The organism is Actinomadura sp. NPDC049753 (genome assembly GCF_040674655.1).
Lineage (GTDB): Bacteria > Actinomycetota > Actinomycetes > Streptosporangiales > Streptosporangiaceae > Spirillospora > Spirillospora verrucosospora.
In genome coordinates this window covers 1-13,010 of the sequence record NZ_JBFARL010000093.1, presented here as the reverse complement: position 1 = coordinate 13,010, position 13,010 = coordinate 1, and the positions used below count along the sequence as shown (strand labels likewise).

Annotated in this window: 8 protein-coding genes and 1 pseudogene; 6 read left to right on the top strand and 3 right to left on the bottom strand. The window is 74.2% G+C overall.

Annotated elements, in window-relative coordinates; all coding sequences use genetic code 11:
* Positions 1-27 precede the first annotated feature (27 nt).
* Positions 28-1,746, top strand: a complete 1,719-nt coding sequence (gene polX, locus AB0K37_RS23340) for a DNA polymerase/3'-5' exonuclease PolX (RefSeq protein WP_363984395.1) — start codon at positions 28-30, stop codon at positions 1,744-1,746.
* Positions 1,747-1,753: 7 nt separating this feature from the next.
* Here the strand turns inward: polX and AB0K37_RS23335 are convergent, their stop codons facing one another.
* From AB0K37_RS23335 to AB0K37_RS23325, 3 genes are all read right to left on the bottom strand, one after another.
* Positions 1,754-2,752: a COX15/CtaA family protein gene (locus AB0K37_RS23335; RefSeq protein ID WP_363984393.1), complete on the bottom strand. Its 999-nt coding sequence runs from the start codon at positions 2,750-2,752 to the stop codon at positions 1,754-1,756.
* Between the two features lie 81 nt (positions 2,753-2,833).
* On the bottom strand, positions 2,834-4,057 hold the full coding sequence (locus tag AB0K37_RS23330; RefSeq protein WP_363984391.1) for a PrsW family intramembrane metalloprotease: 1,224 nt from the start codon (positions 4,055-4,057) through the stop codon (positions 2,834-2,836).
* A gap of 104 nt (positions 4,058-4,161) precedes the next feature.
* Positions 4,162-5,106: a heme o synthase gene (locus AB0K37_RS23325; RefSeq protein ID WP_363984424.1), complete on the bottom strand. Its 945-nt coding sequence runs from the start codon at positions 5,104-5,106 to the stop codon at positions 4,162-4,164.
* Between the two features lie 671 nt (positions 5,107-5,777).
* Between AB0K37_RS23325 and tkt the strand changes: the two genes are divergently transcribed.
* The 5 genes and pseudogenes from tkt to AB0K37_RS23300 form a co-directional block, all read left to right on the top strand.
* Complete coding sequence (gene tkt, locus AB0K37_RS23320; RefSeq protein ID WP_363984389.1) at positions 5,778-7,904, top strand: transketolase; 2,127 nt, start codon at positions 5,778-5,780, stop codon at positions 7,902-7,904.
* A gap of 94 nt (positions 7,905-7,998) precedes the next feature.
* On the top strand, positions 7,999-9,114 hold the full coding sequence (tal, locus tag AB0K37_RS23315) for a transaldolase (protein ID WP_363984387.1): 1,116 nt from the start codon (positions 7,999-8,001) through the stop codon (positions 9,112-9,114).
* Complete coding sequence (locus tag AB0K37_RS23310) at positions 9,111-10,766, top strand: glucose-6-phosphate isomerase (protein ID WP_363984385.1); 1,656 nt, start codon at positions 9,111-9,113, stop codon at positions 10,764-10,766. The genes tal and AB0K37_RS23310 overlap by 4 nt, the downstream gene beginning before the upstream one ends.
* A gap of 124 nt (positions 10,767-10,890) precedes the next feature.
* Complete coding sequence (locus tag AB0K37_RS23305; protein WP_363984383.1) at positions 10,891-12,573, top strand: phosphoheptose isomerase; 1,683 nt, start codon at positions 10,891-10,893, stop codon at positions 12,571-12,573.
* Positions 12,570-13,010, top strand: a pseudogene (locus AB0K37_RS23300) (hypothetical protein); the annotation flags it as partial. The gene AB0K37_RS23305 and the pseudogene AB0K37_RS23300, both read left to right, overlap by 4 nt.

Sequence of the window (13,010 nt, the reverse complement as noted above, 5' to 3'; positions counted from 1 at the left end):
GTCGTACCCGGCTTCTAGACTCGGCTCATGGCACGGGCGAACGACGAGGCTGCGGCCCTCATCCAGGAACTGGCCGACCTACTGGCCATCACGGGCGGCGACGCGTTCAAGATCAGGGCGTACGAGAAGGCGGCGCGGGCGGTCGCGGGGCACCCCGGCGACATCGCCGGCCTCGACCTGGCCGGGCTGCGGCGGATCCCGGGGGTGGGCGACGCGATCGCCAAGAAGCTCCTCGACTACAACACCACCGGCACGATCCGGCAGGTCGAGGAGCTGCGCACGCAGATCCCGGCCGGGGTCCGCGCCCTGACCGCCATCCCCACGCTCGGCCCGAAGAAGGCCCTCGCCGTCTACGAGGCGCTCGGCGTCTCCTCGGTCGACGAGCTGGCCGCCGCCGTCGAGCAGGGACGGCTCCGCGGGCTCAAGGGCTTCGGCGCCAAGACCGAGGAGAACATCCTCCACGGCATCGAGCTGATGCGCGGCTCCGGCGAGCGCGTCCTGGTCGACACCGCGGCGGGCGTCGCCGACGAGATCGTCGCCGCCCTGTCCGCGCTGCCCCAGGTGGAGCGCTGCGCCCACGCCGGCTCGCTGCGCCGGATGCGCGAGACGATCGGCGACGTCGACGTGCTGGCCGCCTCCCGCGACCCGCGTCCGGTCATGGAGGCGTTCACCGCGCTCCCGTTCGTCGCGGAGGTCATCGCGGGCGGCGACAAGAAGACCTCGATCCGCACCGCCCAAGGCCTGCAGGTCGACCTGCGCGTCGTCCCGCCCGAGTCGTGGGGCGCCGCGCTCCAGTACTTCACCGGCTCCCAGGCCCACAACATCCGCACCCGCGAGATCGCCGTGAAGGCCGGGCTCCGGCTCTCGGAGTACGGGCTGTTCGACGCCCGCACCGGCGAGCTGATCGTGTCCAGCACCGAGGAGGAGGTCTACGAGCGCCTCGGCCTGCCCTGGGTGCACCCCGCCCTCCGCGAGGACGCCGGCGAGATCGAGGCGGCGCTGAAGGACGAACTGCCCCGCCTGGTGACCGTCGAGGACCTGCGCGGCGACCTGCACAGCCACACCGACCTGACCGACGGCGTCGCCTCCCTGGAGGACATGGCCGCCGCCGCGCGGGACCGCGGCCTGGAGTACTACGCGATCACCGACCACGCGCCGAACCTGGTCATGCAGCGCATGACCGACGAGAAGATGCTCGCCCAGCGCGAGCGGATCGCCGAGTTGCGGGAGCAGTTCCCCGGCCTCACGCTCCTGCACGGCACCGAGCTCAACATCGACCCCGACGGCGGCGTCGACTGGGACGCCGACTTCCTGTCCGGCTTCGACGTCTGCGTCGCCTCCGTCCACTCCCACTTCACGCAGGACGAGGCGAGCATGACGCGGCGGCTCGTCCGCGCGTGCGAGAACCCCCACGTCCACGTGATCGGGCACCCCACCGCCCGCAGCATCGGCCGCCGGGCGCCGGTGAACGCCGACTGGGACGAGGTGTTCCGCGCCGCGGCCCGCACCGGCACCGCGATGGAGATCGACTCCTTCCCCGACCGCCTCGACCTGCCCGCCGACCTGGTCCGGCGCGCGAAGCGGTTCGGGGTGAAGTTCGCCGTCGACACCGACGCCCACTCGGTCGGCCACCACCGCAACATCCGCTACGGCGTCGGCACCGCCCAGCGGGGCTGGCTGACCCCCGACGACGTCATCAACACCTGGCCGCTGGAGCGTCTGCGCGCGTTCCTGCGCAAGGCCTGAGCGCGGGTCAGGCGGGCTGGGGCGCCTCGGCGGGCCGCGGGGCCGCCGGGGCCGACGCCTCGGCGGCCGGGACGGGGCCCCGGTCGCGCAGCGCGAAGAACAGGCGGAACGCCGCGATCCACATCAGCACCGCGCCGAGCATGTGCAGCAGCACCAGGCCGGCGGGGACGCCGAGGAAGTACTGGACGTAGCCGACGGCGCCCTGCAGCACGATCAGCCCGGCCAGCTCGTGGGCGCGGCGGCGGGCCGCGGCGGGCGCGCCCGTGCGGTGCAGGGCCACGATGGCGAGCGCCGTCAGCGCGATGGTGAGCCAGGCCAGCTCGCCGTGGATCCGGGCGACGTCGGTGATGTCGAAGCCGTAGCGGCGCGACTCGGCGTCGCCCGCGTGGGGGCCGGTGCCGGTGACGACCGTGCCCGCGACGAGCACGGCGGCGCACGAGACCAGCAGCGCGGCGGCGAGACGGCGCGTCCAGGGCCCGGCGAGCGGCCGGGGCGGCGCGTCGCCCTCCCCCGCGCGGACCCAGAGCGCGACGCAGAACACCAGCAGGGCCGGCGAGACCAGGAAGTGCAGCGAGACGGCCGCCGGGTGCAGCTTGGTCAGCACGACGATGCCGCCGATGACCGCCTGGGCGACCACGCTCATCGGCTGGGCCAGCGCCCACCACACCAGGCTCCGGCGGCGCGGCCGCAGCCGCAGCGCGGCGACGAACACCAGCACGCCGACGCCCAGCACCACGAAGGTGATCAGCCGGTTGCCGAACTCGATCGACATGTTGAGCACGTGGTGCTCGGGGTTGTGGGTCGGCACGAGGCTGTCACCGGAGCAGCGCGGCCAGTCGGGGCAGCCGAGCCCGGACTTGGTGACGCGGACGGCGCCGCCGCTGACGACGATCACCACGTTGCCGATGACGCCGATCAGCGCGAGCAGCCGCAGGGACCCGGGCGTCGGGCGCCACACGGCGTTCCAGGTCCGGATCAGGAGGTTGGACGACTCTCGCTCTGCCACGGCACCAATCGTATGGCCGGGTCCCCGTGGCCGTGACCCGGCCCCCGCCCACGCCCGCGCCGCCCCGGCCGCGCCCGCGGGTCAGGCGCCGTACGGGCCGGGCGGCCGCGGCGGAAGGAATCCCGAGGGGCCCTGCCGCGCCCACGGCGGCCCGGCCTGCATGCCCGCCCCGGGACGCGGCGGGGTGCGCAGGAACGCCTGCCTGGCCAGCGACATCAGTGCGAGCAGCGAGTCGCGGCGGGCCACGAACCAGCGCTGGTCCGCGACGCCCCGGTCGGCGCGCTTGTGCAGCAGCGCCAGCTCCGTCGCGGCGAGCTGGTAGTCGACCATGGCGCGTCCGGCGGGCGCGCCGCCGACCGAGCGGGCCCAGCGGCGGGCGGCGCGGCGCGAGGGGATGGAGCGCAGCATCCGCACGTCCTGCGGCGTCACGAGGCCCGTCCCCGCGTACATCGGCAGGTAGGTCTCGATGCGGCGGACGGTGCCGCGCCGCTCGACGAACACGATGACGATCAGCGCCACCAGGACGCAGAAGTCCAGCAGGTAGACGATGCCGAGGCCGCCGAGCCCGAACGCGGCGGCGCCGTTCCACAGCCCGTGCAGCACCATCGCGCCGAGCAGCCCGGCGAGCGGCGCGGCGATCTGGCCGCGCCGGTGCGTGGCCGCGTAGGCGACGCCGAGACCGGTCATCGAGGTGAACAGCGGGTGGCTGAGCGGCGCGATCAGGCCGCGCAGGATGAACACCGCCTGGAGCTGCTGCGCGCCGCCGTCCTCGAACGCCCGCGTGTAGTAGGTGACGTTCTCCATCATGGCGAAGCCGAGCCCGACCATGGCCGCGTACATGATCCCGTCGGCGAATCCGTCGATCTCGTTGCGGCGGAACCACAGCATGCCGAACAGGACGGCGCCCTTCAGCGTCTCCTCGATGATCGGCGCGCCGACGGCGGCGCTGACGAAGTGGCCCTCCGTCTCGCCGAAGATGGGCACGGTCACGTACAGCATCCCGGCGGTGTTGAGCACGAGGGCGCCCAGCACGGCGACCCCCGCGCCCCACATGAACGAGAAGGCGAGGGCGCGCGGCGGCTCGGGCTCCAGCCGGTCGAGGGTGAGGGCCAGGGCGATCAGCACGGGGATCGGCAGGATCGCGAGGAGCACCCCGACCCAGAACCCGGCCCCGCCGAGCGCGGCGTCCGTGCCGAGCGCGACGAGGGCGCACAGCCCGGACACGGTCATGCCGAGGATCAGGCCGACCGGAGGCCGCCCGGGGACACGGCCTTCGAGCACCGCCTTGGGATCCATGCTCGCCATACCGCGAAGCGTAACGGCAGGTCGCACCGATCCGCCAAGGCGCCGGCGGCTCCCGGGCGCGGAAGCGCTCCGGTCAGGACAAGCGCCGGCCGGTCCAGCGCCGGTCAGTAGAGGAGCGGGTCGACCGCCACGGCGGTGAACAGCAGCGCCAGGTAGACGTTCGACAGGTGGAAGAAGCGCATCGGACGCAGGTGGACGCCGGTGACCCCGGCGCGCACGGCCTTCAGCAGCCGGTGCCCCTCCGCCAGGAAGACCAGGCCGAGCACCACCGCGACGGCGCCGTACACCGGGCCCATCCCGGCGACGGGCCACAGCAGCAGCGAGCAGGCGACGGTCGCGTAGGTGTACACGAGGCTCTCGACGACGACGCGGCGCTCGGACGCCACGACCGGCAGCATCGGGACCTTGGCGACGGCGTAGTCCTCGCGGTAGCGCATCGCGAGCGTCCAGGTGTGCGGCGGCGTCCACAGGAACACCACGCCGAACAGGACGAGCGGCGTCCAGGCGACGCTCCCGGTGATGGCGGCCCAGCCGATGAGGACGGGCATGCACCCGGCGATGCCGCCCCACACGACGTTCTGCGAGGTGCGCCGCTTGAGCAGCAGCGAGTAGACGAAGACGTAGAACAGGATCGCGAACAGCGAGCCGGCGGCGGCGACCGGGTTGACCGCGAGCAGGAACCCGGCCGTGGACAGCACGGCGAGCGTCACCCCGAAGACCAGGGCGCGGGCCGGGGTGACCTGGTGGCGGGCCAGCGGGCGGCGCCGGGTGCGGCGCATCTTGGCGTCGATGTCGCGGTCGATGTAGCAGTTGATCGCGTTGGCGGCGCCGGCGGACATGGTGCCGAACGCCAGCGTCAGCAGCACGGTGGACAGCGGCGGCACGCCCCGGTCCGCCAGGAACATCACCGGAATGGTCGTGATCAGCAGCAGCTCGATCACGCGCGGCTTGGTCAGCGCCACGTAGGCGCGCACGCTCGCGACGGGCGCGCGCCGGGCGGCCCGCTCGGCGGGAGGCGGCGCGAGCCGGGACTCGGGCGCCTCCGGCACCTGCTCGTCCAGGTCGATCCCGCGCTTGTTACTGAGCACCGTCACAATCGGGTCCACGTCTGACTAGGGATGGGAAATCGGTACCACCCTGGCGGTGCCCCGCGATCGGGCCGGCCTCGGCTGGGTGCGACTTCGGCTGGGTCGTCTTGCCGCGGCCGCTGGCGTCAGCCGCGCAATCACTGTAGTCCGCCCCCCGCGGGGGCCGCGCACCGGGTCGCCGGACGCGCCGCGGACGATGCCCGGACGCGCCGCGGACGATGCCCGAACGCGCCGGGGGGCCATGACCGAACGCGCCTTTGGCGATGCCCGAACGCGCCGGGGCGGCGATGTCCGCCACACCGCCCGTACCCGGGGCGACCTCGGATCCCCCGTCGGATCACCCGCGCGGGGGGTTAGTCCGCTGGGCGTTCGGGCAAGGGTGCATGAAGCGTCGCGGCCCGGGCCCGGCGCAGCGGTCCTCCGCCCCCGCCTGCGACCGCCCTCCCGCGCGATAGGCTCGCGGCTGGGCGCGGGCTTGATCTTCGCGACCGCGCCCGTGCGGCCGTGCGGGCCGGGGGAAGAGGCACCGCACCGCCGGGCGTTGTCCTTTGTGGGGTCGTCTGCGGGGCCGCCGGCGCACAACATTACAGAGTGGTTCTTTGACATCGGTTCGAGAGGAGCCTGGCGTTTCCGTGAGCAGGGACAACAGCACGTTTGAGTGGTCCGACCAGGACCGGCGCGCGGTGGACGTGATCCGCGCCCTCGCCATGGACGCGGTCGAGGAGGCGGGCTCGGGTCACCCAGGGACGGCGATGAGCCTCGCGCCGGCCGCCTACCTTCTCTTCCAGCGGTTCCTGCGGCACGACCCGACGGACCCGCACTGGCCCGGGCGGGACAGGTTCGTGTTGTCCTGCGGCCATTCCAGCCTGACCCTCTACATCCAGCTTTACCTGTCGGGCTACCCGATGACGCTGGACGACCTGAAGTCGCTCCGCAAGTGGGGCAGCCTCACGCCCGGCCACCCCGAGTACGGGCACACCGCGGGCGTTGAGACCACCACCGGCCCCCTCGGGCAGGGCATCGCCAACGCCGTGGGCATGGCGATGGCGGCCCGCCGCGAGCGCGGCCTGTTCGACCCGGACGCGCCGGAGGGCGAGTCCCCCTTCGACCACACCGTCTGGGCATTCGCGTCCGACGGCGACATCGAGGAGGGCATCAGCCACGAGGCGAGCGCGCTGGCGGCGCACCAGCGCCTCGGCAACCTGGTCCTCCTCTACGACGACAACCACATCTCGATCGAGGACGACACCGCGATCGCGCTGTCGGAGGACGTGCGCGCCCGCTACGCGGCCTACGGCTGGGACGTCCACCACGTCGACTGGACGCAGGACGGCGACTACGAGGAGAACGTCGCCGCGCTGGCGAAGGCGTTCGCCGCGGCCAAGGCCGACACGTCCCGCCCGTCCTTCATCGCGCTCCGCACGATCATCGGCTGGCCGGCGCCGAACAAGAAGAACACCGGCAAGATCCACGGTTCGGCGCTGGGCGCCGACGAGGTCGCCGCGACCAAGCAGATCCTCGGCATGGACCCGGCCGAGAGCTTCCAGGTCCCCGAGGACGTGCTGGCCCACGCCCGCGCCGTGTCCGACCGGGGCCGCGCGGACCACGCCGAGTGGAGCAAGGCGTTCGAGTCGTGGCGCTCCGCGAACCCCGAGCGGGCCGCGGAGTTCGACCGGATCTCCTCGCGGACGCTGCCGGCCGGCTGGGAGGGCGCGCTGCCGGAGTTCGAGGCGGGCAAGTCCATCGCGACCCGCGCGGCGTCCGGCGAGGTGCTGGCGTCGCTGGCGCCGGTGCTGCCGGAGCTGTGGGGCGGCTCGGCCGACCTGGCGGAGAGCAACAACACGACGATGAAGGGCGAGCCGTCCTTCATCCCGGAGGAGTTCCAGACCAAGGAGTTCCCCGGCCACCGCTACGGCCGCACGCTGCACTTCGGCGTCCGCGAGCACGCGATGGCCGCGATCTGCAACGGCATCGCGCTGCACGGCGGCACCCGCCCCTACGGCGGCACGTTCCTGATCTTCAGTGACTACATGCGCCCGGCGGTCCGGCTGGCGGCGCTGATGAAGCTGCCGGTCACCTTCGTCTGGACGCACGACTCGATCGGGCTCGGCGAGGACGGCCCGACCCACCAGCCCGTCGAGCACCTGTGGGCGCTGCGGGCGATCCCCGGCCTGGACGTCGTCCGTCCCGCCGACGCCAACGAGACCGCGGTGGCGTGGCGGACGGTCCTGCAGCACAACGACCGCCCGGCCGGCCTGGCGCTGACGCGGCAGAAGCTGGCGACGCTGGAGCGCGGCGGCGAGCTCGCCTCCGCCGAGGGCGCCGCCAAGGGCGGCTACGTGCTGGCCGACGCCGAGGGCGGGCGGCCCGACGTGATCATCATCGCGACCGGCAGCGAGGTGGAGCTGGCGCTGCAGGCGCGCGAGACGCTGCAGTCCGAGGGCACCCCGACCCGCGTGGTGTCCATGCCGTGCGTGGAGTGGTTCGAGGAGCAGAGCGACGCCTACCGGCAGGAGGTGCTGCCGCCGGGCGTGCGCGCCCGGGTGTCGGTCGAGGCCGGCGTGGCGCTCGGCTGGCGCGGCTACGTCGGCGACGCCGGCGAGTCGGTGAGCCTGGAGCACTTCGGCGCCTCGGCCGACTACAAGACCCTGTTCCTGCAGTTCGGCATCACGCCCGAGCGGGTGGTGGCGGCGGCCAAGGCCAGCCTCATCAAGGCCGGCGTGCGCCACGCGGGGCGGGGCGAGACGACCGGCAACTGAGTCACGGCCCGCGAGGCGGGCGGCGCCCGCGCACCCCTGGACGCCGCCCGCCCGCCCCGGCGGGGCGATGAAGACGACGACGAGGAGAAGAGCGATGAGCGACATTCTGAAGGAGCTCTCCGGCGAGGGCGTGTCGATCTGGCTGGACGACATCAGCCGGGAGCGGCTGCGCACGGGCAACCTGGCGGAGCTGGTCAAGGACAAGCACGTCGTCGGCGTCACGTCCAACCCGACGATCTTCGCGAAGGCGCTGAGCAAGGGCGACGCCTACGACGACCAGGTCCGCGACCTCGCGGTGCGCGGCGTGGACGTCGAGGAGGCGTCCCGCGCGATCACCACCTACGACATCCGGTGGGGCTGCGACGTGCTGCGCCCGGTCTACGACCGGACCGAGGGCCTGGACGGCCGCGTGTCGATCGAGGTCGACCCGCGGGTGGCCCGCGACACCCGCCGCACGGTCGCCGAGGCGCGGGCGCTGTGGTGGATGGTGGACCGGCCCAACCTGTTCATCAAGATCCCGGCAACGGAGGAGGGCCTGCCGGCGATCACGGCGGTGCTGGCCGAGGGCATCAGCGTGAACGTGACGCTGATCTTCTCGCTGGAGCGCTACGGCAAGGTCATCGACGCGTTCTTCGCCGGGCTGGAGAAGGCCCGGGAGAACGGCCACGACCTGTCGAAGATCGCCTCGGTGGCCTCGTTCTTCGTCAGCCGGGTGGACACCGAGATCGACAAGCGGCTCGACAAGATCGGATCGGACGAGGCGAAGGCGCTGCGCTCCAAGGCGGGCCTCGCCAACGCCCGGCTCGCCTACGCGCTGTACGAGGAGAAGACCGCCACCGACCGGTGGAAGGCGCTCAAGGACGCCGGGGCGCGCCCCCAGCGGCCGCTGTGGGCCTCGACCGGCGTGAAGGACCCCGACCTCAACGACACCCTGTACGTGGACGAGCTGGTCGCGCCGGGCACGGTCAACACGATGCCGGAGGCGACGCTGGTGGCCGAGGCCGACCACGGCCAGGTCCGCGGCGACACCGTCCGGGGCGCCTACGACGACGCCCGCGCGCACATGGCGGCGCTGAAGGACGCCGGCGTCGACTACGACGACGTCGTGCGGGTGCTGGAGGAGGAGGGCGTCGAGAAGTTCGAGGCGTCCTGGAAGGAGCTCCTCGACACCATCACCGGCGAGCTGGAGTCCAAGAAGGCCGGCGCGTGACCTCGGTGGTGACCGCCGGGGGGATCTCGGTCACCATCCGCGGCGCCGTCGTCGACGAGAGCGAGACGGTCCTGGACCGTCTCGTCTCCGACGGCGTGCCCGGCTCGCTCGCGTCCCGCAACGCCAAGCTGTGGGGACCGGACGCGGCCCCGCTCGCCGCCCGCCGGCTCGGCTGGCTGGGCCTGCCGGAGACCTCGCGGTACCTGTGCGACGGGCTGACGGAGCTGGTGGGCGAGGTCCGCTCCGCCGGGCTCGACCGGGTCGTGCTGGCGGCGTCCGGGGGTCCGGCGCTGGCGGCGGAAGCGATCTGCCGGACGGCGGGCGCGGACCTGACCGTCCTCGACACCACCGACCCGCACGAGGTGTCCGCCGTCCTGGCCGCGGGCCTGGACCGGACGCTCGTCGTCGTGGCGGACGAGGGCGTCGAGGCCGAGTCGCTGCGGCGCGTCTTCGGGCGCGCCTTCTCCGAGGCCGGGCTGAAGGGCGCCGAGCTGGCGCGCCGGTTCGTCGTGGTGGCCGAGGAGGGCTCCGGCCTCCAGCAGGCAGCCCGCGAGGTCGGGCACCACTTCGTCCCGGCCGAGCCCGACGTCGACGGCCGGTTCGGCGCGCTCGGCGCGCGGGCGCTGGTCCCGGCGGCGCTCGCGGGGGTGGACGTCGGGGCCCTGCTGGACGAGGCGGCCCGGCTCGCGGCGGTGCTGCGGCAGCCCTACGACAACCCGGCGCTGGCGCTCGGCGCGGCGCTGGCCTCCTCTGCGCTCGGCTCCCGCGACAAGCTGGTGATCGCCGACCTCGGGTCCGGTCTGGACGGCTTCGCCGCGTGGGCGGAGCAGCTGGTCGCCGGGGCGATGGGCAAGGACGGCAAGGGCCTGCTCCCGGTCGTGGTGGAGGGCGTCGACGCGCCCGGCTTCGAGCTGACCGGCGACCTGCGGCGCGTCATCCTGGGCCGCCGCCCGGACGAGCCGGGCCCCGGGCGCGAGGCGGGAGTGAGCGTCGCCGGGCCGCTCGGCGGGCAGTTCCTGCTGTGGGAGTACGCGGTCGCGGTGGCGTGCAGGGTGATCGGGGTCGACCCGTTCACCGAGCCCGACGTCGGCGAGTCGCGGGAGAGCACGGCGGCGCTGCTGCGCTCGGAGGAGGGCGCCGCGCCGACGGTGGTGCACCGGCCCCCCGAGCTGGTCGAGGGCGCCGTCGAGGTGCACGCCCCCGAGGACGCGCTGCGCGGCGCGCGGACCCTCACCGAGGCGCTGGACGTCCTGCTGGAGGACGTCGAGGACGGCGGCTACCTCGCGCTCCTGGCCTACCTCGACCGGACCGGGGACGCCGCGGCGGCGGAGCTGCGGCCGCTGCTGGCGGCGCGGGCCGCCAAGGTCCGCCGCAGTCCCGCCCCCGTCACCTTCGGCTGGGGGCCCCGCTGCCTGCACACGGCCGGGCAGTACCACAAGGGCGGCCCGGCGAACGGCGCGTTCCTGCTGGTCACCGGTTCCGTCTCCGGCGACGTCCCGGTGCCGGGCAAGCCCTACAGCCTGGGCGAGCTGCAACTCGCGCAGGCGTTCGGCGACCTGCGGGTGCTGCGCTCGATCGGCCGTCCCGCCTTCCGGATCCACCTGCGCGACCGCGCCGAGGGACTCGACCGGCTCGCGGCCGCACTGGGCTGACCGACCGGGTCCGGCCGGGTCGACTCAACGCGACCGGCCGGATCCGGGACGCGACCAAGAAGATCGATGGAGATGGTCGCGAATGCCCTTTCTCTCCTGAAACGATGGGGGCCGGGAGGGAACGGTGTCAGGATTCGACGTACTCACGCGCGGTGACGTGCTGGACTCGGCGCTGCAGGCGCGGGACTACCTCGTGAGCTGCGGCGTCCCCGGTGCGCTGGCCGCCAAGGACCCCCAGCTGTGGGGGCGGCGGGCGGTCGACCACAGCCGCCTCGGCTGGCTCGACCTGCCGTTCGCCTCCCGCGGGCTGCTGAACCAGGTCGGCGGACTGGTGGCGGAGGCGCGGTACTCGGGCCTCGACCATGTCGTGCTGATCGGCGTCGGCGCGGAGAGCCTCGCCGCGCAGGCCATCGTGGAGGCGCAGGCGCCCGCGATGGCGGGCGCAGGCGGCGCGGCCGAGCGGCCGTCCGGCGAGCTGACCGTCCTGGACGGCGGCGACACCGCCGCGCTCGCGTTCGCGATGGAGCGGCTCGACCGCACGCTGGTGGTGCTGGCCAGCAAGGCGGGCGTGTCCCTGGAGGGCGACGCCTACCGCCGGATCTTCGCGGCCGCGTTCCGGGAGCGGGGCCTGTCGGAGCGGGAGATCGCGAGCCGGTTCCTCGTCATCACCGACCACGGCAGCCCGCTGCACGACTTCGCCCGCCAGTGCGGCTACCGGATCGGGCTGACCGACCCCTACCTGCCCGGGCACTACGGCGCCCTGTCCGCCTACGGGCTCGTCCCCGCCGTGCTGGCGGGCGCGGACGCCGACCGGCTCCTGGAGGAGGCGGCGTCGCTGGTGCCGTCGCTGTCCAAGAACGAGGACAACCCGGGCCTGCTGCTCGGCGCCGTCATCGGCGGCTGCGCGCAGCAGGGGCCGGGCGGCCTCGCCCGCGACAAGGTGCTGCTGCGCGAGCCGGGCGGGCCGGGCGCGCTGAGCGCGTGGATCTCCCAGCTGCTCGCGGTCGGCACCGGCAAGCGGGGGCGCGGCGTGCTGGCCTTCGAGCCGCCCGGCGGACGGGGCGACTTCCCCGACGTGCACGGCGTGTCGGTCAATCCGCGCTCGGCGGCGCAGGACGAGTCCGACACCTCGGTGTGGGCGCCGCTCGGCGCGCAGTTCCTGATGTGGGAGTACGCGACGGCGGTCGCCGGGTGGCTGCTCGGCGTGAACCCCTTCGAGGCGGGCAGCACGGTCGTCCAGGAAGCCGAGGACGACGCCGCCACGCTGCTGCGCACGGTCGCGGGCGGGTCGCTCACGGCGGAGCGGCCGGTGTACGTCGAGGACGACATCGAGGTGCACGCCGACTTCCCGTGGCCGCCCGGCGCCGAGCTGCAGACCGTCCTCGGAGGCCTGGTCGCCTCGGTGCCGTCCGACGGCTACCTCGCGGTGATGACGTACCTGTCGGGCGACTTCTCCGGGCGCTACCTCGCGCCGTCGCTGGCCCGCGCGTCCGGGCGCCCCGTCGCCTACGGGCCGGGACCCGGCTACCCGCACGCCACCGGCCCGGTGCACAAGGACGGCCCGGGCAACGGCGCGTTCCTGATCATCACCGGCGATCCCGCGCCGGGGGACGCGCTGGCCGCGCACCCCGTCCCCGGGCGCCCCTACAGCCTGGCGCAGCTGCAGATCGCGCGCGCCCTCGGCGAGCTGCGAGCGCTGCGCGCGCGGCGGCTGCCTGTCATCCGGCTGCACCTGCGCAACCCGGTGGACGGCGCGGGACGGCTGATCGAGGCGGTCCGCGCGGTGGCGGGGGCGCGCAGACCGTGAGCTTCACCGCCGTCGTCTCGGGGGAGACGGCCATCACCGCGCGCGGTCCGCTGAAGGAGGCCGCCGAGCGGGTCCTGGGCAGGTTGTGGATCGACCAGGTGCCGGTCCGGCTCGCCTCGGAGGACGCGTCGCTGTGGCCGTCGGCGGCCACCGCCGGCGTGGAGGGCCGCCCGCTGTGCTGGCCGGGGCAGCCCGGCCCCGGCCGCGCGGTGTTGGACCGTGCCGAACAGCTGCGCGCGCAGGCCCGCGAGGACGGGCTGACCGACGTGGTGATGCTCGGCGGCGGCGCCCCGGCCCGCGCCGCCGAGCTGATCGTCCGCGCCCGCGGACTGCCCGCGCCGGACGGCCGCAGTGCCCAGAACGGCCACACCGGCGAGCGTCAACCCTGCCTTCTTCATCCGGGAATTCCCCTCTGTGCCCCGACCCATCCCTTGGGC